30 protein-coding genes and 1 tRNA gene are annotated in these 24,099 nt (G+C 61.0%); 19 read left to right on the top strand and 12 right to left on the bottom strand.

Features of this window, described 5'->3' with window-relative positions:
* Window positions 1-76: 76 nt before the first annotated feature.
* The gene (locus tag DOM45_RS05560) at window positions 77-748 is read left to right on the top strand and encodes a metal-binding protein ZinT (RefSeq protein ID WP_110598527.1); all 672 of its coding nucleotides are present in this window, start codon (window positions 77-79) and stop codon (window positions 746-748) included.
* A 149-nt stretch (window positions 749-897) separates the two neighbouring features.
* Window positions 898-974, top strand: a tRNA-Arg gene (locus tag DOM45_RS05555).
* A 263-nt stretch (window positions 975-1,237) separates the two neighbouring features.
* Here DOM45_RS05555 and DOM45_RS05550 read toward each other — a convergent pair.
* A complete protein-coding gene (locus DOM45_RS05550; protein ID WP_110598526.1) occupies window positions 1,238-2,188 on the bottom strand; it encodes a LysR substrate-binding domain-containing protein in 951 nt (316 codons plus the stop codon).
* Between the two features lie 150 nt (window positions 2,189-2,338).
* On the opposite strand from DOM45_RS05550, the gene DOM45_RS05545 reads away from it, so the two are divergent.
* Window positions 2,339-3,265 (top strand): DMT family transporter, encoded by a 927-nt coding sequence (locus tag DOM45_RS05545; RefSeq protein ID WP_110598525.1) that lies wholly within the window; start codon window positions 2,339-2,341, stop codon window positions 3,263-3,265.
* 57 nt (window positions 3,266-3,322) lie between these two features.
* Here DOM45_RS05545 and lpcA read toward each other — a convergent pair whose 3' ends face one another.
* Window positions 3,323-3,901, bottom strand: a complete 579-nt coding sequence (lpcA, locus tag DOM45_RS05540) for a D-sedoheptulose 7-phosphate isomerase (protein ID WP_110598524.1) — start codon at window positions 3,899-3,901, stop codon at window positions 3,323-3,325.
* A gap of 147 nt (window positions 3,902-4,048) precedes the next feature.
* On the opposite strand from lpcA, the gene DOM45_RS05535 reads away from it, so the two are divergent.
* Window positions 4,049-4,603: a GNAT family N-acetyltransferase gene (locus DOM45_RS05535; RefSeq protein WP_240612296.1), complete on the top strand. Its 555-nt coding sequence runs from the start codon at window positions 4,049-4,051 to the stop codon at window positions 4,601-4,603.
* Between the two features lie 113 nt (window positions 4,604-4,716).
* Here DOM45_RS05535 and DOM45_RS05530 read toward each other — a convergent pair whose 3' ends face one another.
* Window positions 4,717-5,310: a LysE family translocator gene (locus tag DOM45_RS05530; protein WP_157958352.1), complete on the bottom strand. Its 594-nt coding sequence runs from the start codon at window positions 5,308-5,310 to the stop codon at window positions 4,717-4,719.
* 144 nt (window positions 5,311-5,454) lie between these two features.
* Between DOM45_RS05530 and DOM45_RS05525 the strand changes: the two genes are divergently transcribed.
* Together DOM45_RS05525 and DOM45_RS05520 are read left to right on the top strand one after the other, a co-directional pair.
* A complete protein-coding gene (locus DOM45_RS05525; protein ID WP_110598522.1) occupies window positions 5,455-6,006 on the top strand; it encodes a TetR/AcrR family transcriptional regulator in 552 nt (183 codons plus the stop codon).
* Window positions 6,007-6,134: 128 nt separating this feature from the next.
* A complete protein-coding gene (locus DOM45_RS05520) occupies window positions 6,135-7,019 on the top strand; it encodes an alpha/beta fold hydrolase (RefSeq protein WP_110598521.1) in 885 nt (294 codons plus the stop codon).
* Here the strand turns inward: DOM45_RS05520 and DOM45_RS05515 are convergent.
* The gene (locus DOM45_RS05515) at window positions 7,005-7,706 is read right to left on the bottom strand and encodes a cation efflux transmembrane domain-containing protein (RefSeq protein ID WP_110598520.1); all 702 of its coding nucleotides are present in this window, start codon (window positions 7,704-7,706) and stop codon (window positions 7,005-7,007) included. The genes DOM45_RS05520 and DOM45_RS05515 overlap by 15 nt on opposite strands.
* 65 nt (window positions 7,707-7,771) lie before the next feature.
* Here DOM45_RS05515 and DOM45_RS05510 point away from each other — a divergent pair, with 65 nt between their 5' ends.
* From DOM45_RS05510 to DOM45_RS05500, 3 genes are all read left to right on the top strand, one after another.
* Entirely contained in the window at window positions 7,772-8,170 is a 399-nt protein-coding gene (locus tag DOM45_RS05510; RefSeq protein WP_240612295.1) for a MerR family transcriptional regulator, read from the top strand.
* Window positions 8,171-8,566: 396 nt separating this feature from the next.
* Window positions 8,567-9,673 carry a DUF262 domain-containing protein gene (locus tag DOM45_RS05505; protein ID WP_110598518.1) on the top strand — a complete coding sequence of 369 codons (1,107 nt, stop codon included), beginning with the start codon at window positions 8,567-8,569 and terminating at the stop codon, window positions 9,671-9,673.
* Window positions 9,666-10,316 carry an MAE_28990/MAE_18760 family HEPN-like nuclease gene (locus tag DOM45_RS05500; RefSeq protein WP_110598517.1) on the top strand — a complete coding sequence of 217 codons (651 nt, stop codon included), beginning with the start codon at window positions 9,666-9,668 and terminating at the stop codon, window positions 10,314-10,316. Before DOM45_RS05505 ends, DOM45_RS05500 begins: the two co-directional genes overlap by 8 nt.
* 288 nt (window positions 10,317-10,604) lie before the next feature.
* Here the strand turns inward: DOM45_RS05500 and DOM45_RS05495 are convergent, their stop codons facing one another.
* Window positions 10,605-11,414 carry an AraC family transcriptional regulator gene (locus tag DOM45_RS05495; protein WP_110598516.1) on the bottom strand — a complete coding sequence of 270 codons (810 nt, stop codon included), beginning with the start codon at window positions 11,412-11,414 and terminating at the stop codon, window positions 10,605-10,607.
* An 11-nt stretch (window positions 11,415-11,425) separates the two neighbouring features.
* A complete protein-coding gene (locus tag DOM45_RS05490; protein WP_110598515.1) occupies window positions 11,426-12,031 on the bottom strand; it encodes a LysE family translocator in 606 nt (201 codons plus the stop codon).
* Between the two features lie 268 nt (window positions 12,032-12,299).
* Between DOM45_RS05490 and DOM45_RS05485 the strand changes: the two genes are divergently transcribed.
* The 3 genes from DOM45_RS05485 to DOM45_RS05475 all read left to right on the top strand — a co-directional run bounded on the left by DOM45_RS05485 (window position 12,300) and on the right by DOM45_RS05475 (window position 14,283).
* Window positions 12,300-12,899, top strand: coding sequence for a histidine phosphatase family protein (locus tag DOM45_RS05485; RefSeq protein ID WP_110598514.1), 600 nt, complete (start codon window positions 12,300-12,302; stop codon window positions 12,897-12,899).
* 79 nt (window positions 12,900-12,978) lie between these two features.
* The gene (locus tag DOM45_RS05480; protein WP_205909396.1) at window positions 12,979-13,422 is read left to right on the top strand and encodes an ASCH domain-containing protein; all 444 of its coding nucleotides are present in this window, start codon (window positions 12,979-12,981) and stop codon (window positions 13,420-13,422) included.
* A gap of 117 nt (window positions 13,423-13,539) precedes the next feature.
* Window positions 13,540-14,283: a sulfite exporter TauE/SafE family protein gene (locus DOM45_RS05475; protein ID WP_110598512.1), complete on the top strand. Its 744-nt coding sequence runs from the start codon at window positions 13,540-13,542 to the stop codon at window positions 14,281-14,283.
* Between the two features lie 182 nt (window positions 14,284-14,465).
* Here the strand turns inward: DOM45_RS05475 and ycaC are convergent, their stop codons facing one another.
* Together ycaC and DOM45_RS05465 are read right to left on the bottom strand one after the other, a co-directional pair.
* Complete coding sequence (gene ycaC / locus DOM45_RS05470; protein ID WP_110598511.1) at window positions 14,466-15,089, bottom strand: isochorismate family cysteine hydrolase YcaC; 624 nt, start codon at window positions 15,087-15,089, stop codon at window positions 14,466-14,468.
* An 87-nt stretch (window positions 15,090-15,176) separates the two neighbouring features.
* On the bottom strand, window positions 15,177-16,043 hold the full coding sequence (locus DOM45_RS05465) for a pirin family protein (RefSeq protein ID WP_110598510.1): 867 nt from the start codon (window positions 16,041-16,043) through the stop codon (window positions 15,177-15,179).
* A gap of 169 nt (window positions 16,044-16,212) precedes the next feature.
* On the opposite strand from DOM45_RS05465, the gene DOM45_RS05460 reads away from it, so the two are divergent.
* Window positions 16,213-17,163 carry a LysR substrate-binding domain-containing protein gene (locus DOM45_RS05460; protein WP_110598509.1) on the top strand — a complete coding sequence of 317 codons (951 nt, stop codon included), beginning with the start codon at window positions 16,213-16,215 and terminating at the stop codon, window positions 17,161-17,163.
* Between the two features lie 12 nt (window positions 17,164-17,175).
* On the opposite strand, the gene DOM45_RS05455 is transcribed toward DOM45_RS05460, so the two are convergent.
* Window positions 17,176-18,018, bottom strand: coding sequence for an alpha/beta fold hydrolase (locus DOM45_RS05455; protein WP_110598508.1), 843 nt, complete (start codon window positions 18,016-18,018; stop codon window positions 17,176-17,178).
* A gap of 149 nt (window positions 18,019-18,167) precedes the next feature.
* On the opposite strand from DOM45_RS05455, the gene DOM45_RS05450 reads away from it, so the two are divergent.
* The 4 genes from DOM45_RS05450 (at window position 18,168) to DOM45_RS05435 (ending at window position 20,458) form a co-directional block, all read left to right on the top strand.
* Window positions 18,168-19,037 carry a LysR family transcriptional regulator gene (locus DOM45_RS05450; RefSeq protein WP_110598507.1) on the top strand — a complete coding sequence of 290 codons (870 nt, stop codon included), beginning with the start codon at window positions 18,168-18,170 and terminating at the stop codon, window positions 19,035-19,037.
* A gap of 268 nt (window positions 19,038-19,305) precedes the next feature.
* Window positions 19,306-19,509, top strand: coding sequence for a cold-shock protein (locus DOM45_RS05445; RefSeq protein WP_071229947.1), 204 nt, complete (start codon window positions 19,306-19,308; stop codon window positions 19,507-19,509).
* Window positions 19,510-19,655: 146 nt separating this feature from the next.
* Window positions 19,656-20,123, top strand: coding sequence for a VOC family protein (locus DOM45_RS05440; RefSeq protein WP_110598506.1), 468 nt, complete (start codon window positions 19,656-19,658; stop codon window positions 20,121-20,123).
* Window positions 20,123-20,458: a GFA family protein gene (locus tag DOM45_RS05435; RefSeq protein ID WP_110598505.1), complete on the top strand. Its 336-nt coding sequence runs from the start codon at window positions 20,123-20,125 to the stop codon at window positions 20,456-20,458. Before DOM45_RS05440 ends, DOM45_RS05435 begins: the two co-directional genes overlap by 1 nt.
* Window positions 20,459-20,533: 75 nt before the next feature.
* On the opposite strand, the gene DOM45_RS05430 is transcribed toward DOM45_RS05435, so the two are convergent.
* A complete protein-coding gene (locus tag DOM45_RS05430) occupies window positions 20,534-20,797 on the bottom strand; it encodes a type B 50S ribosomal protein L31 (RefSeq protein ID WP_110598504.1) in 264 nt (87 codons plus the stop codon).
* A 155-nt stretch (window positions 20,798-20,952) separates the two neighbouring features.
* On the opposite strand from DOM45_RS05430, the gene DOM45_RS05425 reads away from it, so the two are divergent.
* Window positions 20,953-21,258, top strand: coding sequence for a hypothetical protein (locus DOM45_RS05425; protein WP_110598503.1), 306 nt, complete (start codon window positions 20,953-20,955; stop codon window positions 21,256-21,258).
* Window positions 21,259-21,267: 9 nt separating this feature from the next.
* Here the strand turns inward: DOM45_RS05425 and DOM45_RS05420 are convergent, their stop codons facing one another.
* Complete coding sequence (locus tag DOM45_RS05420; protein WP_110598502.1) at window positions 21,268-21,546, bottom strand: hypothetical protein; 279 nt, start codon at window positions 21,544-21,546, stop codon at window positions 21,268-21,270.
* 173 nt (window positions 21,547-21,719) lie between these two features.
* Between DOM45_RS05420 and DOM45_RS05415 the strand changes: the two genes are divergently transcribed.
* The gene (locus DOM45_RS05415) at window positions 21,720-23,297 is read left to right on the top strand and encodes a BCCT family transporter (protein WP_110598501.1); all 1,578 of its coding nucleotides are present in this window, start codon (window positions 21,720-21,722) and stop codon (window positions 23,295-23,297) included.
* A gap of 121 nt (window positions 23,298-23,418) precedes the next feature.
* Here the strand turns inward: DOM45_RS05415 and DOM45_RS05410 are convergent, their stop codons facing one another.
* Window positions 23,419-23,889: an Hsp20 family protein gene (locus DOM45_RS05410; protein WP_110598500.1), complete on the bottom strand. Its 471-nt coding sequence runs from the start codon at window positions 23,887-23,889 to the stop codon at window positions 23,419-23,421.
* Window positions 23,890-24,099 lie beyond the last annotated feature (210 nt).

The raw sequence follows: 24,099 nt of genomic DNA, 5'->3' as shown, positions 1-24,099 counted from the left end.
TTTATGTAGTGTTATGATATAACGTATTGTTCAATGGCGTTTCGATCTTCGTCTGTTCACAAGAGAGAGTCACTTCATGAAATTGTTGTCAGCGCATAGCGCGGGTGTGGTGGTCGTCGGCGTATTGGCGATGGGGAGCTATTCCGCGGTCATGGCGGATCACGACCACGATCATGGCCATGACCACGAGCATGCCCATGACCACGGCCAGGACAAGGACGTCAACGCCGGCTACTTCGACGACGGCCAGGTCGAGGATCGACAGCTCTCCGACTGGGAAGGGGACTGGCAGTCCGTCTATCCCTACCTGCAGGACGGCACCCTCGACCCGGTGTTCGCTCACAAGGCAGCGCATGGCGACAAGACGGCGGCCGAATACAAGGCCTACTACGAGAAGGGCTATCAGACCGACGTGAATCGGATCGTCATCGACGGCGACGATGTCACCTTCTACGAAGGGGACGAGGCGCATACTGGCGAGTACGTCTACGACGGCTATGAGATCCTGACCTATGAAGCCGGCAATCGAGGCGTGCGCTATATCTTCGAGCGAGAAGCCGGCGACGAGGAAGCGCCGAAATACTTCCAGTTCAGCGACCACACCATCGCGCCCAACGATGCGGACCACTACCACCTCTACATGGGTGACGACCGAGAAGCACTGCTCGAGGAGGTCACCAACTGGCCGACCTACTACCCCTCCGACCTGAGCGGCAAGGAGATCGCCGAAGAGATGATGGCGCACTAAGCGCTGTCCGAAGACTGGCTGCGCTCAACCCCATTGCGTTAAAAACCGGTTCTTCGCTCGCCGACTTTTCAGACAAAGCCTAATCGCCGATTCGGGCCTCCGTCGCACTCGCATCGGAGGCCCGAGCAATGTTATCTTCTGCGCCGTGCGCCCGAATAGCTCAATTGGATAGAGTACCGGCCTTCGAAGCCGTGGGTTGCAGGTTCGAGTCCTGCTTCGGGCGCCAGTTCCTCGTCGACGACTTCTCTCGCGAGCTGCCGACATGCAGCGATATTCGAGACGCTCTCTTTCCCGCCGTTCCTCGTCATTTCCGGTTCATGCGGTAACCTCGTGGTATCGCGTGTGCTCTATCGCCTGTTCGCACTCGAGCGCGATACCAGGACGTCCCTGGCCGCCCGCCGGATCGAGAAACCCAGCCTGTACCCCGAAGCTCAAACCTTGGGCGAGGCAGGCGTGGCCGGTGCAAGCCACCAAGCGCATACAGGTGACTTACGGCTCCGGCATGCCGGGGGTGGTCAGGCTGAACTGACGGGCCTCGTCGAGCAGCCAGTCGATGAACTCGCGAATACCTTCCGGTGGCTTGCCGTTGTCGGGAATGACCAGCTCATACCGGAACGGAGACGGCAGCATCCATCGATCGCCGAACGGGCAGGTCAGGATGCCGCTGACCAGGCGATCCGCGACCACCGGCAGGCTGGCGAGGATCAGGCCGCGACCGGCGATGACCTGATCCAGAGCGAGGCCATACAGCGAGTAGTGACGCAAGGTTGGAAGCGGCTGCCCGGCCAGGCCCGCCGCGGCAAACCAGTCTCTCCAGTTCGGAAAGCCGCCACTCCCCGACGTCGACCAGCAGACATCGAACAAGGTGTGTGCCAGCAGGTCGTGTGGCTGTTCGATGGGCCGGTGGTCGAGCAATGTCGGCGAGCAGACCGGGACCAGTACATCCCCGAACAGTGGCAGCGTACTGACGCCGGGCCAGGGAGGCCGGCCGTAGCGCAGCGCCAGACGGGCGTCCGTATCGTGCCAACTGGGTTCGCTGAGCGCCTGGCTGGCGTCGATCGAAATCTCCAGTTGGCGATGACGGAGTTCGAAATCGGCCAACCGTGGCAGCAGCCACAGCTGGGTGAAAGAGGGCGGTGCGCTGAGCAGCAGGCGAGTGATGTCAGGCGTGATATTGGCGATCGCTTCCATGCCGGCCGCGATACGGGCCAAACCGGCATCGACATCCTCGGCGAGGCGTCTTCCGGCGGCCGTGGTTCTGACACCGTTGGCATGGCGCTCGAACAGCGTCACCGCCAGACGCTCCTCGAGCTGCTTGATCTGACGGCTGACCGCCCCAGGCGTGACTCCAAGTCGGTCTGCCGCCACCTTGAAGCTGCCCTCGCGAGAGGCTGCTGCAAAGGCACGCAGGCCATTGAGAGGCAGGCGTTCGATCTTCATGAGTTGAGTTTTCCTGAGTCTGGCCCTGCAAGATAATCGCTTGGCGGCCCAGGCGGCAAATGGTCCACTTCCCTACCTGATTCATCGGCTTTCCAGGCGCGGTGCAGATATCGCCGATGCCTGTGTGAGCCGTACCGAGGGAGAGGCCCCATGTCTTGTTCTTCCGCATCATCCACAGCCGCAACGGCGTTACCGACGCGTCGTGCCATCGATGTGCCGGCCGGTGCGGGCATGGTGCTGTTCTGTGTGGCGCTGGGCCTGCAGCAGGTGGCGATCAAATCGGCAGCGGCGGACATTGCGCCGCTGACTCAGATCGCGCTGCGTTCGATGCTGGCGGCCATTCTCATATGGGGGCTGGCGGCCCTGCGAGGCATCCAGTGGCGTGATTTCGTGGCGGGCCTCGGGCCGGGGATACTGGTTGGTCTGGGCTTTACCTTCGAGTTCGTGTTCGTGGCGTTGGGGCTCCACTACACCACCGCATCTCACATGTCGGTCTTCCTGTATACCGCGCCGGTATTCGCAGGCCTGGGGCTGCATTTCCTGGTACCTGGAGAACAGCTGGCCAAGCGCCAGTGGTGGGGCATGGCGCTGGCCTTTGCGGGCCTGGTGCTCGCCATGGCGCCCAGCGGCGAGGGCGCGAATGCGGGTGCCATGTTGGTGGGGGATATCTTCGGGCTGCTGGCGGGCATGAGTTGGGCGGCCACGACGTTGGTGCTGCGGCGTACCTCGCTGTCGGAGGCGCCGCCGCTGCAGACCCAAGGTTATCAACTGCTGACCGCGGGCGTGCTGTTGTTGCCGGTGGCGCTGTTCAGCGGCGATCTCGCGGCGATACGATTCAGCTGGATCGCCGTTACCAGCCTGGCCTTCCAGACGCTGGTGATCTCCTGCGCGGCCCTGCTGCTGTGGTTCGCGCTACTGCGCCGGTACTGGGCATCGCAGCTGGGGGTGTTCTCGTTTCTGTCGCCCATCTTCGGGGTGATGTTTGGCGCACTACTGCTTGATGAACCGTTGACCGTCAGTTTTCTGGTCGGCGGGGCCATGCTGTTGGCCGGGATCGTCACCGTCTCACGCGGCTGACGCTTGATGCCGTTGTCGACCTGGTCGTGGCGAGCGAATGGGGAGCGGTCTCGCCTCTCACTCCAACAGTTTCTCGACCATCAAAATGATGGTGTGGATCACCTTGATATGGATCTCCTGAATCCGGTCGGCGTAGCCAAAGTGGGGCACACGAATCTCCACGTCCGCCAGACCCGCCAATCTGCCGCCATCCTTGCCGGTCAGTAGAATGACGAGCATCTTCTTCGCTCGGGCCGCTTCGACGGCTCTGATGATGGTGGCGGAGTTGCCGGAGGTCGAAAGCCCGAAGAGTACATCGCCTTCCATGCCGACCGCTTCGACATAGCGCGAGAAGACGTGCTCATAGCCGAAGTCGTTGGCGACGCAGGAGAGATGGCTCGGGTCGGAAATGGCGATGGCCGGCAAGCCCCGGCGATTCTCCCGAAAGCGCCCGGTGAGTTCTTCGGCGAAATGCATGGCGTCGCAGTGTGAACCGCCATTGCCGCAGGCGAGCACTTTTCCACCGGCTTTGAAGCGTGCCGCCAACAGCTCCGCCGCTTGCGTGACGGCCTCCAGTTGGGTTTCATCCTGACTGAAGCGAGCCAGCACATCTGCCGCTTCGCAAAATTGCTCTTTGGCGATGTCTTTCAGTTCCAATAGCGCATCCTCTGGTCGACCGTGCTCGCCAGCCTACACGCGGCCGGTGGCGCTGGGGAAATTTGGGCGCGGCAGACATGAACGACTTTTCCCAACCACCTCTTCCTCGCGCCGGAGCCAAGCTCTCAAGAGGAGTCACGACAAACCTTGGTCTTCACGATGATGAATGTGGAAATCTTCCAGCCCGGCGCGGCACACAGGGCGGCGTTCCTGGCCGCCGTTCAGCGCAGTGAATCCCTCCTGGGCAGATGGGTTGCGCCACCGGATACACCGGAGAAGTACGCTGATTACCTGCGTCGATACTCGACGGAGACTCACTACAGCTACCTCGCCAGGACGAGAGACGGCACCTTGGTCGGCTGTATCAACCTGAACGAGATCGTTCGCGGCGCGCTCCAGTCGGCGTATCTCGGTTACTACGCGTTCAGCCCGAACCAGGGCAAAGGGCTGATGAAGGAAGCGTTGAGCGCCGTGGTTTCCCGCGCCTTCGGCGAGCACGAGCTGCATCGACTGGAGGCCAATATTCAGCCGGGCAACGAGCGCTCGGCTGGCTTGATCAAATCCCTGGGCTTTCGGTTGGAGGGGTATTCGCCGCGGTACCTGAAAATCGATGGGGAGTGGAGAGATCATGAGCGCTATGCGATCACGTCGGAAGAGTGGGCCGTCAAGGCAATTGCCACCGATCGGTCCAGAGGCACCTGAATTGGGACGCGGCCTGACCGCGCTCTGTGTGTCGCCAAATCCTGGCGTCGGTCGAGTGACCGTTCACGACCTGACGTTATCGGCCAAGGCTCAGTCGGATGATGAATGGGAACTCAACTCTGAACGAAAGCCCAGGAGACTGCCCCGATCATCAGCATTGCGAAGGCAAGGCGGAGCAATCGGGAGAAGAGAGGGCGCTGCACGAGCGGCCGAATGGCGCCACCGACGCACATCCAGAAGATATTGGTGAAGACGGCAACCGCCAGGCAAACCCCCATGGTGGCAACGTAAGCGATAGCCGTCGGCGATAGCGGCAGTAAGAACTGAGAGTAGATCACCAGTAACACCGCGTAGGACTTGGGGTTGAGCACGTTGAGGAGAACGCCATCGCGCATCGTCAGGCGGGCGCCTTCGGCTGCGTTGATGTCGAGTGGCGTGGACGCAATGCGGTAGGCGAGATAGAGCACGTAGAGCCCGCCCACGATTTGCAGCGTCAGCTTTGCACTGGGCCAGGCCGCCAGTAGCGCTGCCAGGCCCAGGGCCGCGGCCACCATCGAGACCGCCAGCCCGGTCAGAATGCCCGCATAGAGCGAGAGCGTCTTGCGGACGCCAAAGGTGGCGGATGTCGCCACGATGGTCATTGGCCCCGGCCCCGGGGAGCCGAACAAGAGCATGGCCGTGATAGCGAGTGTGGCGACTTGCGACATGAGCCTCTTCATCTCCGAATACGCTCTTCTCAGAGCGATAGCGACCGCAACATGCTAGCCCCGTTACGGAACCGATCAGTACCGTTTGCGTTAAACGGTACTGATCATTACCATTCACTGTCAAGATCGTAGAGAGGAGCAGCCATGCCGATACAGGCTCGTGAACGACTGATAGCGACGGCGGAAGCGCTTTTCTATCAACGAGGCATCAATACGGTCGGCATCAGCGAGTTGATAGAAACCTCCGGCGTGGGACGCGCGTCGTTCTATCGTCACTTCGACAGCAAGGATGCGCTGGTCCATGCCGTGCTACGTCACCGCAATGAGATGGCCCTGGCATCACTCGAGGCAGGTCTCGCCGCCAATGACAGCTCGCCCCTCGGTGTGTTCGATGTCATCGCCGAGCGCTACGGACAAGCCGACTTTCGAGGCTGTGCCTTCATCAACGCCATGGTGGAAGCCGCCGACCGTGGTAGCGAGACCCATCGCATCGCCAGAGAGCACAAGCTGGCGCAGATACGGATCATGGCTCGAGTGCTCGAGCAAGCCGGCCACTCACCGAGTCACGAACTCGCCCGCGACTTTCAACTGCTTATCGATGGTGCCGTCATGGGCGTGCTGCGAGAGGGCAATCTCGAGCCTGTCGAGCGAGCCAAGCAGATAGCGGCCAGATTGCTGCCACCTCTTTGGACATGACCTCGTCCGTCACAGAGAGACCCGGCGTAGTGCCCTAACCCCGGAACCCCCCCTCTCTCCCGGTGAGCGAACGGGGGGCGTTGCGACTACCCTGAATCCGTGCCAATCACGGACAAGGATGGGGCGTGATGTTTGAAGGGTTTCAGTTGGAGAGGGTAGCGCTGTCCGAAGCGACCTTGAGAGTGCGGTATGGCGGATCCGGACCGCCGATCCTGTTGTTGCATGGCCATCCGCGGACGCACACGACCTGGCACCGCGTAGCGCCGCTACTGACCGCTCACCACACCGTCGTCTGCCCCGACTTGAGAGGTTTCGGAGAGTCTTCCAAGCCCGCCGACACACCCGACCACTCCGGATCGTCCAAACGCGCCAAGGCGCGGGACTGCATCGAGCTGATGCGGCACCTCGGCTTCGACCGCTTCTCCATCGTCGGCCACGACCGAGGTAGTTACACGGCCTTCCGCACGGCGATGGATCATCCCGAGGCTATCGAAAAAGCCGTCATTCTCGATGGCGTGCCGATTCTCGAGGCGCTGGAACGATGCGATGCGCGATTCGCCACCGAGTGGTGGCACTGGTTTTTTTTCGCGCAGTTTGAAAAGCCAGAGCGAGCCGTCCTGGCCGATCCGGATGCCTGGTACGGCGGCGATCCCGAAGCGATGGGGAAAGCGTCATTCGCCGACTTCCATAGAGCCATTCACGATCCCGCAACTGTCCACGGCATGATCGAGGATTACCGCGCCGGCCTGAGCGTGGATCACCTGCACGACCGCGAGGACCGCGAGCAGGGCAGACGGATCCAGTGCCCGGCCATGGTGCTTTGGTCATTACGTGACGACCTGGAACGGCTCTATGGCGACGTGCTGGAGGTGTGGCGTCCCTGGACGACATCGCTAGTGGGGCATGGGCTCGACTGTGGCCATCATATGGCTGAGGAAGCGCCGGAGGCGCTGGCCAGCGCGCTCCTCGACTTCTTCCAAGGCAATGCCGACTCCGCCTCATTGACAACATGACGAGTGGGCCTTGCAGCAGGTCTCGTTCGCCGGCTCGCTCGATGGGCGCGCGGAGTCAGTTGCCATGACCGGCTTCGCACCTTGCCACGCTCCCCATGCCTCGCTGGAGACCTGCCAAGCCGAATGCAGGAACAGCGCCGCAATGGCCAGGCCGACGATCACGTCCGGCCAGAGCGAGCCGGTCACGCCGACGGCGATGGCGGCCAGCACCACGCTGGTATTCGCGATGAGATCGTTGCGCGAACAGAGCCAGGTCGAACGCATATTGAGATCCGCCGAGCGGTAGCGCAGCAGCATGATGAAACAGATGGTGTTGGCCGCCAGCGCCAGCAAACCCATGATGCCCATCGCCCCGGCTTCGGGGACGCTGCCTACCACGCTCTTGTGGACCGCCTCGGCAATGACCGCCAGACCGAAAACGAACATGAACAGGCTCTTGACCAGCGCCGCACCGGCTCGTGTTCGGTCACTTCGGTGCAGGGCGTATAGCGTCAGCACGTAGACGGTGGCATCGCCGAACATATCGAGCGAGTCAGCCAGCAGTGCCGTCGACCCGATCAGCCAGCCCGCCACGAACTCGATCACGAACATCGAGCCGTTGATACCGAGTACCCAATACAGCACCTTGGCCTGCGCGCCCCGCAATTGTGCCAGCTCGCCAGCCTTGTTCTCGCAGCAAGAGTCCATGCCAGTGCCTCCTCGAATGATTGGCTGCTAGCATGAAGGTTCTAGCCGCTATAGGGTCAAGCATCATGGAGGCGCAGATCACCATCGGTCAGCTTGCCAAGGCGACCGACACCAAGGCGGTGACCATCCGCTACTACGAGAGCGCGGGGCTTGTCTCGCCGGTGACCAGAACCGAGGGCGGCTATCGCCTCTACACGGATCGGGAGCGGGATCGCCTGATCTTCATCAAGCGCGCCCGCCACCTGGGGTTGAGCCTGGAAGACGTGAAATCGCTGCTCGGGCTCGCCGATGACCAGAGCGCACCCTGTGGGCAGGTCGACTCGATCATCCACGAGCAACTGGAGCGGGTCAGGGCCAGGCTGAAGGATCTACAGCAACTGGAACGGGAACTCGACCGGCTCGAGCAGTGCTGCCAGGCGGACACCGTGGCCGACTGCAAAATCATCGAGTCGCTGTCGCAGTAACAGCGGCGAGTGGTGACCGCGCCCCTGTGGCCACCATCCTGCCCTTATCTCGCCGCAACCTGCCGGCGCGCTGTCGACTCCCCGCCCCGCCTGCGCGCTAAATGGGTCGGTTTTGATGCAGCGTTGCAATGGGCGCTAGGGCGCGCCAGTGCTGAGGCGACGGGGTGATCAGGGGGTCTGAAAAATGGTGCGGAATGATGCGTTTTGCAGCATGCGCGACGATAGGTGGGGGGTATAGAGAAGTGAAACAGAATGTGGCAGATTGACGCGCTGTGCATTCTTAGCTTTGCTTCGTGTATCCTGGACATTCCTGTATTGGGAATGTAGAGAATTAAAGTCAGTCGATATTGGATGAGTGTGAGATCTGTAAAGTAGATCCAAGGCCTTGGAGGTCCTATGTTGAAGGACGAGCTTGAAGAAGCAAAAAGAAATGTAATAACAGATAGTGTGCAGATATCAATTGGTGAAATTTCATCAATGTATAGTCAGGAGGAGTTGGATATAATCCCTGATTTTCAAAGGCTTTTTCGTTGGAATATTGAGAAGAAAACTGCTTTTATTGAATCGATACTTATTGGGATTCCATTGCCACCAGCATTCGCTTTTGAAAATAGTGATGGGACATGGGAACTGATTGATGGGCTTCAAAGAATATCCACGATTTTGGAGTTTTTAGGTGTTTTGAGAGATCCTGAGGATAGAACTAAGTTGCTAGCAGCCTCGAGTTTGACTAGTGCGATTTATCTGCCTTCTTTGGATGGTGTGAGTTGGTCGGAAAGCGTAGAGGGAAAAACAACGCTAGAGAAGTCTCTGCAGCTGTTTTTTCGCCGTGCGCGCATTGATTTTCAGGTTTTAAAGCATCCGAGTGACCCTAAGACAAAATTTGATTTGTTTCAACGTCTCAATAGGGGTGGCGAGTATGCAAATGAGCAAGAGGTAAGAACTTGTTCAATGGTTCTTGCAAATAAAGATGCTACTCGACGTATTAAAGAAATCGCCCAGTCTGAAAAATTTGGTCATCTTTTTAATATAACCGATGATCAGAAAGAGAAACAAAAGGATATTGAGTATCTTGTTAGAGCGATTTCGCTCACTTTCAGAGAGCTCGATCCTAAGTTAGATGTCCAAGAGTTTCTAGATAGAGCTATTCTTGATGTTATTATAAGTGAGAGTTGTGATGAAGTGATTGATAAAGTTTTGTGGAGTGTCAATTTGCTGCATCGCATTTTTGGTGGTGAGGCATTACTGCCGCATGCGGAAGCGCACGAAGGTATTGCGAAACGATTTTCTCTTCGTGCATTAGAGGGGATACTTGTCGGTGTGGCTAGAAACAGGATGGCAATATCGGCACTTGATGACGCTGAAGCTTTTGTACAGGAAAGGGTAGATGGCTTTTGGCGGCAGAGAGAAGTGGCTGAATTAAGTGCGTCTGGTCTTCGCGGTACAACTAGAATACTTCGAACAGTGCCATTTGGGCAAAAATGGTTTTGTCCCGATGAGTAATGCGTTATCTGTCCTTGAAAAGATTGATGCTGCTAGACTTCGAAGAGTGAAAGAGCTTTCGGAGGTTAAAACGAAAATGGCGCAGGCGTCTGAGTACTCAATTTATGGTGTCCATTCTAAAGCGCTAATAGTATTAACTTACTCTCACTGGGAAGGGTTTTATAACGAATGCGCACGCTTCTATATATCTTTCCTTAAGTCTTCGAGCGTCAAAGTTAGTGAGGTGTCGTGGGGAATGCTGTTGGGAGTGTTGACCCCAAGTTTACAGTCCTTGCGTGATAGAAACTATTCTATTGAAGCAGGTGGGCGTTTTGTGGATGGATTGAAGTCGGCTATTGAAAGCGGGTTTGATTGCTTTGATGAAAGTGTGGTTTTGTCTAGGTCCAATCTTAACTTTCAAAAGCTCAGGCAAAATTATGATTTGTTAGGCTTTGATCTTTCTCCGTTTCAAAGGTTTCGTATTCGTATTGACAAGGAGTTAGTGGGGTGGAGGCACAGTATTGCCCATGGTGATGATCCAGATCTACACACTCTAGATCTTGAAAATCACATAAAGCTGACTCAGGAGTTGCTATTTCTTATATCCAATTCCTTTCAAGAAAATATATATTCGTTGACTATTCCTGAGCAGCGGGTCAGTTAGCCTAAAGCCAGGAAGCCAGGAAGCCAGGGAGCCAGGGAGCCAGGGAGCCAGGGAGCCAGGGAGCCAGGGAGCCAGGGAGCCGCGGTTCCGTGGTCTGGTGGTACCGTAAGTTTGATGTGCTACCAAGTTTAAGAAGTCCTTGGTGTTAAAAGTCATACCTTAAGATATAGCTATTAGATGCTGCTCGTTAAAAGTTAAAAACAGTAGCTTGGGTATGTTGTATAATCCTGCTTTGTGCCAACTACCAAATCTTGATGTGAACTAATCGGAAAGCTGGGTTGGAAAGCTTCAACCCCGCCGAAGTAGTGATCGCCATCGCGAGGGCGTTATGCCAAAGGCGCGACCGAAGGCGCGGGTCATGTGGCTCTGGTCGGCGAATCCCGCCAAGAGCGCCGCTTCGCTGAGGCTGATGCCGGTGGCGATGCACTGCCTGGCGAGATCCAGCCGACGTAGCGTGAGGTAGCGATAGGGGCTGGTGCCGAACAGCGCGCGGAAGTCGCGGGAGAGCGTCCAGCGCTCTTGGCCGGATATCGACTCGAGATCGTCCAGCGTCACGCCCTCTTGAGTGCGGGCATCGAGATAGTCCCGAACCCGGCTTGCCGCGCGGTAGTCGGGTGTCGTTCGCGAGCGGGCGATCCGGGTATCGCTGTTGGCTTCCAGCACGGCGGCCAGGTCGGCAATGCCGTTCTCCTCCTCGAGCGCATCCAGAGGCGCCTCGACCGAGGTCAGGAGAAAGCGGACGGCATCCCTCAATCGCGGGTCCGTCGACAGGCCGCCGGCAATGTGGGGCAGGGTCCTGCCGCCCAGCGCGGTCTGGATCAGCGCCGGGGCGATGTAGAGCATGCGGTAGTGAAACCCGTGCTCGTCGCCGGCGTGGCCATCGTGAGCCTCGTCCGGGTGGAGCACCATGACGGTGCCGGGCAGGCTGTGCCGATAGTCGCGCCGGTAGTGGAAGCTCTGCACCCCATCCAGCGTGATGCCGATGGCGAAGGTGTCGTGGCGGTGGGTGTCGTAGGCATGACCCTGAAAGCGCGCCTCCAGACGCTCGATACGAGAAGGCGAGCCCACGATGCACCAGTCGGCACTGTTATCGGCCATGGCGGTTCCTGTCATAGCAGCGGTACGACAACGTAATCGAAGAACATCATCGCTGCGACCACGACGAGCAGAATCGCCATGATCCGGTTGCAGAGTCGAAAGTATCTCGGTTGATGGATCTGCTTGCCAACGATCTTGCCAGCCCAGAAGTAGAGCGCGGGAGCGCCACCGCCGCCCAGCGCGATGAGCGCCGAACAGCCGATCAACGCTGTGCCGGTGATTCCTCGGCCCGGGAACATCACCGTAGTGATCGGGATGACGACGAGTGAGTTCTTCGGGTTGAGCAGTTGCATGAAGAATCCATTGGCGAAGCTCAACCGCCCTGAACGTAGACCTTCCCGATCCCCGGTCGTCGTCGGGGTCGAGGTGAATACCTTGAACGCCAGGTAGAGAATATAGGCGCTGCCGGCCAGCGCGATGTAAGGGACCAGGTCCCGGACAATCAGGATCTGGCCCGCGAAACCGATCACGGCGAACCAGCAGAAGATCGCCAGTGCCACGCCGGCGAAGAACCCCCACGTCTTCCTGAGCGAAGCGCTCAGCCCCTCGTTCAGGCTCAGCAGGTTCACCGGGCCGGGCGTGTACATCACGGTGAACGCGTACAAAACGATCTCCATCTCTCTGCCTCATCGATGATCAGTTCCGGTTGGGTCGATAGGCTAGAGCGTTGAAGGCGGCGAATCTTGAACGATCCTGCAGCGGACGTTTCTCGCCTTGTGGCGGTCTGCAGTCCGTTGATAAGGATCGTTTCTCCATGGCGCTGGAGGCATCACCAGTCCCGCTCCGACTTCGCTGCCTGGGTGCGAATTCGTCACGCCGTGATCCCCCGACGGGGACGGCTCGAAATGATTACACTGCGAGGGTCGAGCTGCCGAGAGGGATATCATGCACTTATACGTCGTGCGGCACGGGGAAACCTGGGCCAATGCCGAACAACGTTACCTTGGAGCCCTTGATCCAGAACTGACCGTTCTGGGTCGGCAGCAGGCCGAGGCGCTTGGTGGGCGATTGCCGGAAGCACTCGACGTCATCATTGTTTCACCGAAGCTGAGGGCCAGGGAAACGGCCATGATCCTCAATGAGGAGCGAGGGCTTCCCGTCGAGATAATGGACTGCTTCCGAGAGCGAAGCGTTGGCGTTTTCGAAGGGCTGACTCAAGCCGAGGCGAGGGAGAGATACCCGGGGCTCTGGGCCAGGAACATCACTCGCCAATGGGATGCCGCGCCAGATGGCGGTGAGTCAATTCATGAGATTGTGGCGCGAGTTCGCGGCGGCTTGTCCGAGCTGGCATCGAGATATCCCACGAACAATATCTTGCTCGTGGCACACGGTGTCGTTGCCAAGGTGATCCGGGCACTGTCCAAGGGCGATTTCTCGGATTTCTACGACTGGAAGCTCTCGAACGGCAGCATGCTGGCCCTGGAGAATTTCGCGATGACGGTTTCCGATACTGATGCGCTAGGGATCTCGCTGCCGCAATCGTGACGTGTCGTGGTGGTCAAAGCCCGGTACGGCGAAACCCGAATGCAAGGCGTGGAATGTTATGACTCATGAGCCGCATCGAATGTTATTACGCTATCTCGCGGCATTGAGCGAGGCTGAGCGTCTTTCGATACCCGCGATAGGCGCCGAGCATTTTTGTGATAACGAAGTCAATGCCAATGCCTGCGCGCATCTTGTCGCCACAGGCATTAAGCGAGCGAGCTGCGGGTTGCTGAAGTCTTATCAGATCGAGGGGGAGGACTTGCCTGTGGCTGGCAAGTTGACCGTTGTCCTTGATTGGCGCCAGTGGCCAGTGTGTATCGTCAGGACGACGGACGTCCAGATCGCGCCCTTCGATCGAGTTCCGGAGGAGTTTGCCTATCTCGAAGGGGAAGGCGACAGAACCTATGAAGAATGGAGGCGGGCTCATATCCAGTTCTTCGAAAGAGAAGCCGAACGGCTCGGCGATACATTTAACTTCGATAGCGCCGTGGTCTTGGAGCGCTTCGAAAAAGTCTTCCCCTGAGGCGGGCAATTCGGCATTGGTCAAATTGCCAGCCCGCGAGGCGCGGCGCACACTCTCTGTCCAATCGGCCATTCGGTCCTCCGCCTGCAGGGATGCGTCGTCAATGTCGAAACGCTCTTGAATCTCGAAACGATTTTTATCATCGCCTTTGCCTATCTGGTGGCGGCCTTCGTCAAGGGCGCCACTGGCCTCGGCTTCTCGACCTCCGCGCTGCCTATCCTGGCGCTGGGCCTGGGGCTGAAGTCGGGGATGCCGCTGGTGATCATCCCTTCGCTGGTCAGCAATCTCATCGTGATGCGGCAGGCGGGGCACTTCGGCGAGACGCTGCGGCGCTTCTGGCCGATGTTCCTGGCGACCGTTCCCGGCCTGCTGCTCGGTCTCGCCGTGCTGGATCTCATCGATAGCCTCGTGGCCGGCGCGATACTCGGTGTCGTGCTGGTCGTCTACGGGGCGTTCACGCTGTTTCGGCCCGGGCGGCCGTTATCGGATCGGTTGGGGCGCAAGCTGGCACCGGTCTCGGGATTCCTGACCGGGCTGGTGAACGGCACGACCGGCTCGCAAGTGATGCCGATTCTGCCGTTCCTGCTGGCGCTGCGGCTCGATCCGAAGCGGTTCATCCAGGCGATCAATATCTCCTTCACGCTGTCGAGCCTGATCATGGCGCTGGGGCTGGCGAAGCTCGGTTTGATGACGGCGGATTCGATCTGGATTTCGCTGGCCGGGCTGGTGCCGGTCTATTTCGGCACTCGGCTTGGCGGGGCCGTGCGTCAGCGGATGGACGCCGAGTCCTTCCGCAAGGTGGTCCTCATGATGCTGATCGTCTTCGGCGTGGTGCTGGTGGGCAAGACCGCGCTGGCGTAGTCGGCACCGTGCGGTCCGGCGGGCGAATGTCCAGGGTCGGGCGCCAACGTGGCCTGTCGTCTCGTTCCCTGGCGTGTGAACTACCGAACTACGCTCGCGAGGCCTCTTGGGCGTGAAACCCACGCGCAGAAAGGCTGCCGCGCCGGGTGGACCGGCGACGGCAGCGTGGTTGCAGTGCTCGGCTAGCTTTTCAGCGTCGCATCGCGGCTCTGGATCAGATTCGAGTAGTGGGGGAGGTGACTGGCGAGAATGCCGCCGAAGCCCTCGATGTCGTTACGCCAGTCGCGGTGCAGTTCGCCGGCGACCGAGAACCAGTTCATCAACTGCACGCCGGCCTGGGACATGCGGCTCCACGCGGCGTCGCGCACGGTCGTGTTGAAGGTGCCGGAAGCATCGGTGACGACGAAGACCTCGTAGCCTGCTTCGCGCGCGGCCAGGGCCGGGAAGGCGACGCAGACATCGGTGACCACGCCGGCGATCAACAGCTGTTTCTTGCCGGTATCCTTGACGGCCTGGACGAACTCCTCGTTGTCCCAGGCGTTGATCTGGCCGGGGCGGGCGATATAGGCCGCACCGGGGAACTTCGCCTTCAGTTCCGGCACCAACGGGCCGTTGGGGCCATCCTCGAAGCTGGTGGTCAGGATCGTCGGCAGGTCGAAGAACTCGGCGATATCGGCAAGCGCCATCACGTTGTTCTTGAACTCGTCGGGACCGAAGTCGCGAACCAGCGACAACAGGCCGGCCTGGTGATCGATCATCAGCACGGCGACATCGTTCTTGTCGAGTCTCTGGTAGGAATAGGCCATCACGCATCTCCTTCTTTTGGGAAGCGGCGGGATATCGGCGTCGATATCCCGCGAGTTATCGGGCGCTCCCGAGAGCACCCGAATCCTTTACGCCGTGGCGCCGAACTTTCCGGCCTGGAACTGGCGGATCGACTCTTCGATCTCCTCGTTCGAGTTCATGACGAACGGTCCGTAACCGACGACGGGTTCCTCGATCGGCTCACCGGTCAGCACCAGCAGCTTGGCGTCGTTGTTGGCCTCGACCACGATCTCGCGGCCTTCGCGTGCGAACAGGGCGAGCTCGGCATCGCGGACGATCTTGGCGCCGTTGAGCTGCACGGTGCCGCTGAGCACGACGATCATCGTGGTGTGGCCCTCCGGCACGTCGAGCGTGGTGGCGCCGCCCTGGTTCAGACGCAGGTCCCAGACGTTGACCGGGCTGAACGTTCGCGCCGGGCCGCGCTTTCCGGCGACTTCACCGGCAATCACCGCCAACTGTCCCGCGCCTTCCGCCAGTTCGAGGCGGGGGATCTCGGCGGCCTTCAGCGACTGATACGCCGGGGGCGCCGACTTGTCCGCAGCCGCCAGGTTCACCCACAGCTGGACCACTTCGAAGCGCCCGCCACGCGCGGTGAACGCCGGGGAGTGGAACTCCTCGTGGACGATGCCGCTGCCGGCCGTCATCCACTGGACATCGCCCGGGCCGATGACGCCGCCGCTGCCGGTGGAGTCCCGATGCTCGACTTCGCCCTCGTAGACGATGGTCACCGTCTCGAAGCCGCGATGGGGATGGGCCCCGACCCCGCGTGGCTTGACTGCCGGCTTGAACTCTTTCGGCCCGGCGTAATCGAGCATCAGAAACGGCGTGACGTGATGCGCGCCCAGGCGTTCGTAGGTGAACAGCGAGCGCACGGGAAAGCCGTTGCCGACCCAGTGGGCTCGAGGCGCGGAGTAGATACCGGTGATGTTTTTCATCCTGACCTCCCGTTTTTCGATGATTCCTCGGGCGATGCGTCACCCAGCATCCGGCCGTGTCGAAGGCAGGCGGTGATGGGCTGAATCGATAGGTCGAATTTACAGGTAGGACATTCGAGTGATTAGCGGGGTAAAATCCAACGCAGCGTCTCACTCATGGAACGATCATATGCAGGATCTCAACGACCTCTACTACTTCGTCCAGGTGGTGGAGCATGGCGGCTTCGCACCGGCGAGCCGGGCGATCGGGGTGCCGAAGTCCAAGCTGAGCCGGCGCGTGGCCGAACTCGAGGCTCGCATCGGCGTGCGCCTGATCCACCGCACCACCCGCAGCCTCGCCGTCACCGATCTGGGGCGGGCTTACTACGATCACTGCGCCGCCATGGTGGTGGAGGCCGAGGCGGCCCAGGAGACCATCGACCGCTCGATCTCCGAACCCCAGGGATTGGTGCGGATGAGCTGCCCGCCGGGGCTGCTCTGCTTCATCGTGGGTGACTTGCTCACCGCGTTCATGGCGAGGCATCCGCTGGTCCGGGTCGAGCTGGAGGCGAGCGGCCGGCGCGTGGACGTGGTCCGCGAGGGGTTCGATCTGGCGATTCGGGTGAGATTCCCGCCCATCGAGGACAGCGATCTCAGCCAGCGCGTGCTCTCCCGCAGCCCGCAGCGCCTGATGGCGTCGCCCGCGCTGTTCGAGCGTTTCGCCCGCCCGGCGGTGCCGGGGGACCTCCACGGCTTGCCGTCCCTCGACTGGGAGCGGCCGGGCACGGGCCATACCTGGTGCCTCGAAGGGCCGGATGGGGTGAGTACGCTGATCGATCATCGCCCGCGACTGGTGACCGACGACATGGTCACCCTGCGCCGCGCGGCCCTGGCGGGCCTGGGGGTCGTGCAGCTGCCGATGCTGGTGGCGGGGCCGGATATCGCCGAGGGCAGTCTCGTGGATGTGCTACCGAGCTGGGTGCCCCGCGATGGCGTGGTCCAGGCGATCTTCCCGTCGCGCCGTGGCCTGCTGCCGGCCGTGCGCCAGTTGATCGACTTCCTGGCCGATAACTTCGGCCAGGAGGATGTCACCACGAGGATTTCCGCGTCGGCACAGCCCGGGGATGACGCCGGGCGCTGAGCCGTCTCGTCGTCAGCGCTTCAGAAACTCGATGACCAGGCGGGCGATCTCTTCCGGCCGGTCCTCGGGTGAAAAGTGGCCGCACGCCTCGAGGACGCTGAGATCCGACCCCGGTATGTCGGCATGCAGCCGATGGGCGTAGTCGACGCTCTGCCAGGCGTCCTCCGCGCCCCAGATCAGCTTGACCGGCATTCTCCCGAGCTCCGGCAGCCGGGCGGCGACCTCCATGGTGTGCTTCGGGTCGTAGTGGCGTATCTGATGCTGGAACAGGCTGGCCTGGCCGATGGGCCCACTGATGAAGTCGAGGTAGGTCGCGAGCGCGGATGCCTCGAGGCGCCGCGGGTCGTGGACTGCGGTCAACAGCCATTCCCGGAAGTGCGCGCGGTGTTCGTCCTCGGGCACCTTGATCAGTCGCTCCAGCCCCGCGGCCATCTGCTGGCGGGTCCTGGGCGAGGGATAGCTGTCGTAGCTGACGACATCGATCAGTGTCAGCGACCGCAAGCGTTGCGGGTGAAACACGCCGAGGCGCTGGGCGATGCCGCCACCGAAGTCGTGGGCCACGATATGTGCCGCCTCCAGCCCCCAGTGGTCCATCAGGGCCTCCAGCACCGAGACCTGGGCCGAGATCGAGGTATCGATCGATGGGTCCCGGGGGCGCTCGGAGTGGCCGTAACCCAGCAGGTCGAAGAGATGGACGCGATAGCCGGCCTCGACCAGCCGGGGCAGGACGTTACGCCAGATCAGGGAGGAGGAGGGCGTGCCGTGCAGCAGCACGATGGGCTCGCCCTGTCCGTAGACGCCGTGGGCGATACGCTGGCCATCGATCAATACATTGTCGGTCGCGATCGGGTTCATGGTTCGGCTCCGCATTGGGTGGGTGTCGATGAGCTTGCGAAAACTTCTCGCATGACGCAAATGCGTTATATGATGAAAACAATCTATTTTTGTCATGATTTGGGTCGCCGCTATCGTGGCCGGGACCCGCAGGTCGAGGAGCGGAAAGCGTGAGCGCGAGGCTGGAGCTAGGAGCGCTGCAGGCGCTGGCAGCGATCGTGGAGACGGGCGGGATCACGCGGGCGGCGCAGTCGTTGGCGCTGTCCCAGTCGGCGATCTCCCACAAGATCCGCCGGCTGGAGATGGCGATCGGCTGCGAGCTGCTGACTAGGCGCAGCGGGGCGAGTCTGTTGACCCCGGAAGGCGAGAAGCTGCTGGGCTATGCCCGGCGCATTCTGGATCTGCACGACGAGGCGGTCTCCTCCCTGGGAACGGAGCCGTTGCGCGGAACGGTTAGGCTCGGCGTGACCGAGGATACGACCAGCGGCGGCGTGGCCCGTATCCTGGGGCGATTCGCCCGACGGCATCCGGACGTCGCGGTGCGGACCCACGTCGGCCAGAGTCTCGCCCTGGAGGGGCAGCTCGACCGGGGCGAGATCGACGTCGGCTTCATGCAGGTGTTCGAGCATCGTCAGCGAGCGTCCGACACCGTCGTCGCCAGAGAGCCACTGCACTGGGTGAAGTCCCGGGACTGGAGCCTGGACATGACCCGTTCGATTCCGTTCGTCGCCTTCGATGACGACTGTTTCTATCGCCGGTGGGCGATGGAGGCGGGGCAGGCGAGCTCCCCGGGACTGACGACCGTCATGACCTGCGCAAGCATTGCCGGCGTGAAGTCGGCAGTGCTCTCGGGGTTGGGCGTGACGCTGTTGAACCGCCGCCATGTGACGCCGGAGATGGAGGTGGTGCAGGCGCCATTTCCCGAGCCGCCGCCGATCGTCTACCTCCTCCGCACCGGGCGACAGCGTCACTCGAGTGCGGTTCGCGGCCTGGTCAGCGCGATAACCGAAGAGGTGGAGACGCCCGCGGTTCCGGGGTGAGGTGGTCACGACTGGCGAGCCGGGTTGCGATGCGCTGGAAAATGAGGACGTTAGGCCGAGATGGCAAGATTTTCGTCTTACGACCAACACACCTGTTGACTATCCGTCCATGACGGCGCAGACTGGCGATCAGTTGGTTAGCAAGTCGCATATTGTCAGTTGCACTCGAATCATTCGGTAGCCTGGTTATATCCCCTTGTTTTACCCACTACATCGGGTAGCACCCGGCAATCGTAATTACGCGCTAAGCGCATAAGGAATTCGGAACATGGCAACTGGCACAGTTAAGTGGTTCAACGACACTAAAGGCTTTGGCTTCATCTCTCCGGCAGACGGTGGCGACGACCTGTTCGCACACTTCTCCGAGATCCAAGCCGACGGCTTCAAGTCTCTGCAGGACGGTCAGGAAGTTTCTTTCGACGTCACTCAGGGCAAAAAAGGTCTTCAGGCTGCTAACATCAAGCCGCTCTAAGACTTTCGGTAGATCCATCGCCCTAGCGCGATAGAGATTCCAGCACCAAGGCCCGCTAACGCGGGCCTTGGTGTTTTTGCGTCTACAGTCGGTGAACATGGGGCTGGAACGTTTCGTAGCGATCGTTGCGCCCTCCAGGAGGTCTCATGCCCAATCTCCGTCACCCGGCGGCTCCCCGAGTCAATCATGTCGGTTTCAGCGTTCGCTCTCTGGAATCATCGATACGGTTCTGGTGCGAATGTTTCGGTGCCACGCTGGTTCGCCAAGGCGAGATGTCCGGCTCGTTTCTCTCCCATGTGACCGGTGCGCCAGACACGACCGTGAAAATGGCCATCGTCGACATCGATGGCTTTCCTGTCGAGCTGCTGGAGTATGCACTTGAAGCCGAGGCTCCACGCAGCGACGGTTACAGCCAGGGAGTGGCTCATCTCGCGCTCGATGTCGACGACATCGAGGCCACTCTCGGCAGCGTCGGTCTTCACGGCTGGCAGGCGCAGGGCGAGGTGCAGACCATACCGGCAGGTGAGAAGAAAGGAACGAAGGTGATGTATATCGTCGGGCCGGATGGTTGCGTCGTCGAGTTGATGCAGCCACCAACAGGATTCGCCGAGTGATGGAGCTGCAGTGCGACTGCGGTAACGTCAGGCTCTTCGCCCCCGAGCCGGCGCAGGTGACTTGCTGCAATTGTGGAATCTGTCGGCGCTACATGGCGCTTTGGGGCTATTTTCGCCCTGATGAGGTCGAGATCGTCACTGGCGCGGCGGGCAGGGCGTCGTATCAGCGTGGTGACCGGGAGATCGAGTTCCTGCGGTGCGCCGCGTGCGGCTGCGTGACGCATTACCAGACGCTGGCGGGTGACCCCGACCCCATCGTAGCGGTCAATTTCCGGTTGGCGGAAACGCTGCCTCATGGGGTGACGACGCGCTACGCCGATAACGCGACGCGTTGAAGGAAGCGGGAGCCGCTCCCGGCTGGATGTCACGGCCGCTGGCGCGGCCGTGACGTGCGCTGCCCGGCCCGCGATTCAGCTCTGGCGACGCGATGTCACGCTGCCGAAGCGACGCTTGAACTGTGCGGCACGGCCCTCGGTGCCGACCTCGCGCTGCTTGCCGGTGTAGAAGGGGTGGGACGCGGAGGAGATATCGAGGTGGACGAGGGGGTAGGTGTTGCCATCTTCCCACTCGATAGTCTCGTCGGAAGTCATGGTCGAGCCAATCTTGAAGTATTGGTTGACGCTGGTGTCGTGGAAGATCACCTGACGATATTCGGGGTGGATGCCGGCTTTCATGGACTTCTCCGTTCGGTTGATTTTGTAATGTTATTACATTTCTCGAGGATGAGGCAATCGACTGCGTCACGTGGACGCATCGCCCGCCGCGCCTGTGCGAAACATCGCGGGATCCGCTATCATCGGCTTTCCCCCGCCGGCCAGACGCTTTCTCCATGCACAATCTCTATATCCCCGTCGTTGCCATCCTACTGGCGTTCGCCATCATCTTCGGCGGGCAGGCCCTGTCGGACAGCCAGGTCGATGACGACATCAAGTCCCTGATCGCTAGCCAACTGGGTGGCGAAGACGAGATCGAGCTGCAGGCGACGAGAGAGATCCAGAAGGGGTACGGCGTTTGCGGCGAGTATCGTGTGGCCGGCCAGCACCACTCCTTCTCGCCGTTCTACTACAGCAAGGTCAACGAGCGCGTGACGCTGGGCGCCGAATCCGAGCGGTACCGGCGCCACTGCGGCAACTGAGCGACAGGGTCAGATCTGCTGAAATCGCTCGATGCGCTCCCGGATGGCGTTCTCGGGGCCGATGAGATCCAACAGGTCCGATTCGGTCAGGCCGATGTGCTGATGACCGCGAGCGATCGAGGTGTAGTTTTCCCCCTCCCGAATCGCCTCTTCGACCAGCAGCGAAAGCTCCTTGCGATCATCAAGCGAGGCGGGGTCGTAGCTCTGGCGCGCACGCTGGAACTGGTTGGCCTGTTCCCTGCGACAGCGCTGCAGCAGACTCTCGGTGATGAACGGTGTGCTTTTCATGGACCTTACCCCATCGGCGGCGAAATTCCCCTTGAGATTAGAACCGTTTCGAAGGCCGTCACCATTGGCATTTTGGTGTAGAGCAGCACCTGAATTAGTGATGGTGAATTTGCGGTATTAGACCAAGGTCGGTAGGGTGGCGCGCTTCATGCCCAAAGAATCCTCCCTCTGATATGACCTCCGACACCAACGTGCCATCGACGCAGGGTGGCCGTTTTGGCGATCCCGTCGTGCTTGTGCTGACCATCGGCTTCATCCTGATCTTTCTGGCGGCATCAGCGGTGGCGCCGGATACCGTCGCCCGAGTGATCGATATCGGCTTCACCTGGTCGGCCAGAACCTTCGGCAGCCTGTTCCAGTGGCTGATGCTGCTGACCTTCTTCATCGCCATCGGCGTGGCGCTCTCCCCGGCCGGGCGGGCGCGAATCGGGTCCCAGGAGCGGCCCGACATGAGTACCTTCCGGTGGGTGTCGATCATTCTGTGCACGCTGCTGGCGGGGGGCGGCGTCTTCTTTGCCGCCGGTGAGCCGATCTATCACTTCGTGGTCACGCCGCCGGCTTTCGACTCCCAGCCCGGCACCGCCGAGGCCGTACCCAACGCCTTGGCCCAGGCCTTCTTCCATTGGGGATTCACCGGCTGGGCGATTCTCGGCACCTTGCCGGTCGCGATCCTCTCGCACCAGCACTACCAGCGCGGCATGCCGCTTCAGCCACGAACGCTGCTGGCACCGGTACTCGGTGACCGCCTGGTGCGCGGCTTCCTCGGTGGCGTCGTCGACGCCATCTGCGCGATCGCCGTCACCGCAGGCACGGTCGGGCCGCTGGGTTTCCTGGCGACCCAGGTCAGCTTCGGTCTCCACGACCTGTTCGGCTTTCCGCGCGGCTATGAGGTGCAGTTGGGGATCCTGGCGGCGCTGGGGGCGATCTACGTGACGTCGGCGGTGACCGGTATCGACCGTGGCATTCAGGTGCTGAGTCGCCTGAACGTCATTCTGGCCATGGTGATCGGTGCCATCATCCTGCTGTTCGGGCCGACCCAGTTTCTGGTCGATAGCTGGTTCCAGGGCTTCGGCACCTATCTCGGCCATTTCTTCGAGATGTCGACCATGACCACGGTGACGGCCTCGCCGAGCTGGATGAAGTGGTGGACGGTCTTCTTCTTTGCCTGGTTCGTCGGCTTCGCGCCGCCCATGGCGATCTTCGTCACCCGGATCTCCCGCGGGCGCACGGTGCGCGAGATGATCATCGCCACGGCGGTCATGGCGCCGGTGGTCACCACCGTCTGGTTCACCTTGCTGGGTGGTTCCGGCATCTTCTACCAGCTCCAGGGCGCGATCGATCTCAGCCAGCCGCTGCAGAACTTCCAGTTCGACGTGGCGACGCTGACCGTGGCCCAGGCGCTGCCGGGAGGTGTCTGGATGGCGCTGGCCGTGCTGGTGCTGACCACGGTGTTCGTGGCGACCACCGGGGACTCGATGAGCTATGCCGTGTCCGTCGTCTGTGCCGGCAACGACAATCCCGGATCGGCGCTACGCGCGTTCTGGGGAATCGTCTTCGCGCTGATGGCGGCGATACTGCTGGGCATGGGCGAGGGGCAGGTCAGCGTGCTCCAGCAGTTCCTGGTAATCCCCGCCGTGCCGGTGGCGATGCTGCTGGTGCCGACACTGTGGCATGGGCCCAAGGCGGCCTATGCGATGGCCAGGGCGCAAGGCGTGCTGGACGACTCGCCAACGGCTCGCCCGATGCCCTGAAGCCGGGCCGATCCCCCAACGACGACGCCCCCGACGGATTGCTCCGTCGGGGGCGTTGCCATTTCACCGCGGCGCTTCGCCATGGCTGCCATGGCGGCGGCGCGGTCCTATCGCCACTGGCTTAGACGGCGACGGTTTGATCCGCCGAGTGCGTCTCCAGACGGCCCTGGCTGCCGTTGATCGGGATCTGGCGCGGGCGCTGCTCTTCCGGCACCACCCGCAGCAGGTCGACGATCAGCAACCCGTTCTCGAGCCGGGCGCCCTGGACCTCGATGTTCTCGTCGAGGCGGAACGACAGCTTGAACGCGCGCTGGGCGATACCCTGGTGCAGGTACTGCACCTTGTCGTCCTGCTGGCGATCGCCCTTGCCGGCAGTGATCGTGAGCACACGCTTTTCGACGTTGACGTCGAGTTCCTGCTCGGCAAATCCGGCCGTGGCCACGGCGATGCGGTAGTCGTTCTCGCCATACTTCTCGACGTTGTAGGGCGGATAGCTGGGCACGTCGTTCTGCATCGCGGTCTCGAACAGATCGTTGAGCCGGTCGAAACCGATGGAACGGCGGAACAGCGGAGAAAGAGACATCGTATTCATGGTGCAACCTCCTGAATGACAGCGAAGTCTTGGGGGCCCGGGCCTATCCCGGGTCACCGCTCGCGGACCCGCTCGGCGGCGTCCGCTGTCGAGGGGATGACGCATGCAAGATGCCGTCTGCCAGTCGGCTCCCTCTCGACATTATGTTAAATAGGGTCGCCCAGACGGCTTTCAAGGGGGAGTGCATCACGTGGCGAGATTTTTTATCTC

The sequence above is a fragment of the Salinicola lusitanus genome, from assembly GCF_003206045.1.
Taxonomy (GTDB): Bacteria; Pseudomonadota; Gammaproteobacteria; order Pseudomonadales; family Halomonadaceae; genus Salinicola; species Salinicola lusitanus.
Note: the sequence above shows the minus strand (reverse complement) of the source record. Positions and strands in the feature narration are given on the sequence as shown.

Bases quoted from the DNA above. Each gene is read 5' to 3' on its own strand.
- DOM45_RS05560 (WP_110598527.1), top strand. From the start codon at position 77: ATGAAATTGTTGTCAGCGCATAGCGCGGGTGTGGTGGTCGTCGGCGTA.
- DOM45_RS05550 (WP_110598526.1), bottom strand. From the start codon at position 2,188: ATGAAGATCGAACGCCTGCCTCTCAATGGCCTGCGTGCCTTTGCAGCA.
- DOM45_RS05545 (WP_110598525.1), top strand. From the start codon at position 2,339: ATGTCTTGTTCTTCCGCATCATCCACAGCCGCAACGGCGTTACCGACG.
- DOM45_RS05530 (WP_157958352.1), bottom strand. From the start codon at position 5,310: ATGTCGCAAGTCGCCACACTCGCTATCACGGCCATGCTCTTGTTCGGC.
- DOM45_RS05525 (WP_110598522.1), top strand. From the start codon at position 5,455: ATGCCGATACAGGCTCGTGAACGACTGATAGCGACGGCGGAAGCGCTT.
- DOM45_RS05520 (WP_110598521.1), top strand. From the start codon at position 6,135: ATGTTTGAAGGGTTTCAGTTGGAGAGGGTAGCGCTGTCCGAAGCGACC.
- DOM45_RS05515 (WP_110598520.1), bottom strand. From the start codon at position 7,706: ATGGACTCTTGCTGCGAGAACAAGGCTGGCGAGCTGGCACAATTGCGG.
- DOM45_RS05510 (WP_240612295.1), top strand. From the start codon at position 7,772: ATGGAGGCGCAGATCACCATCGGTCAGCTTGCCAAGGCGACCGACACC.
- DOM45_RS05505 (WP_110598518.1), top strand. From the start codon at position 8,567: ATGTTGAAGGACGAGCTTGAAGAAGCAAAAAGAAATGTAATAACAGAT.
- DOM45_RS05500 (WP_110598517.1), top strand. From the start codon at position 9,666: ATGAGTAATGCGTTATCTGTCCTTGAAAAGATTGATGCTGCTAGACTT.
- DOM45_RS05495 (WP_110598516.1), bottom strand. From the start codon at position 11,414: ATGGCCGATAACAGTGCCGACTGGTGCATCGTGGGCTCGCCTTCTCGT.
- DOM45_RS05490 (WP_110598515.1), bottom strand. From the start codon at position 12,031: ATGGAGATCGTTTTGTACGCGTTCACCGTGATGTACACGCCCGGCCCG.
- DOM45_RS05485 (WP_110598514.1), top strand. From the start codon at position 12,300: ATGCACTTATACGTCGTGCGGCACGGGGAAACCTGGGCCAATGCCGAA.
- DOM45_RS05480 (WP_205909396.1), top strand. From the start codon at position 12,979: ATGTTATTACGCTATCTCGCGGCATTGAGCGAGGCTGAGCGTCTTTCG.
- ycaC (WP_110598511.1), bottom strand. From the start codon at position 15,089: ATGGCCTATTCCTACCAGAGACTCGACAAGAACGATGTCGCCGTGCTG.
- DOM45_RS05465 (WP_110598510.1), bottom strand. From the start codon at position 16,043: ATGAAAAACATCACCGGTATCTACTCCGCGCCTCGAGCCCACTGGGTC.
- DOM45_RS05460 (WP_110598509.1), top strand. From the start codon at position 16,213: ATGCAGGATCTCAACGACCTCTACTACTTCGTCCAGGTGGTGGAGCAT.
- DOM45_RS05455 (WP_110598508.1), bottom strand. From the start codon at position 18,018: ATGAACCCGATCGCGACCGACAATGTATTGATCGATGGCCAGCGTATC.
- DOM45_RS05445 (WP_071229947.1), top strand. From the start codon at position 19,306: ATGGCAACTGGCACAGTTAAGTGGTTCAACGACACTAAAGGCTTTGGC.
- DOM45_RS05440 (WP_110598506.1), top strand. From the start codon at position 19,656: ATGCCCAATCTCCGTCACCCGGCGGCTCCCCGAGTCAATCATGTCGGT.
- DOM45_RS05435 (WP_110598505.1), top strand. From the start codon at position 20,123: ATGGAGCTGCAGTGCGACTGCGGTAACGTCAGGCTCTTCGCCCCCGAG.
- DOM45_RS05430 (WP_110598504.1), bottom strand. From the start codon at position 20,797: ATGAAAGCCGGCATCCACCCCGAATATCGTCAGGTGATCTTCCACGAC.
- DOM45_RS05425 (WP_110598503.1), top strand. From the start codon at position 20,953: ATGCACAATCTCTATATCCCCGTCGTTGCCATCCTACTGGCGTTCGCC.
- DOM45_RS05420 (WP_110598502.1), bottom strand. From the start codon at position 21,546: ATGAAAAGCACACCGTTCATCACCGAGAGTCTGCTGCAGCGCTGTCGC.
- DOM45_RS05415 (WP_110598501.1), top strand. From the start codon at position 21,720: ATGACCTCCGACACCAACGTGCCATCGACGCAGGGTGGCCGTTTTGGC.
- DOM45_RS05410 (WP_110598500.1), bottom strand. From the start codon at position 23,889: ATGAATACGATGTCTCTTTCTCCGCTGTTCCGCCGTTCCATCGGTTTC.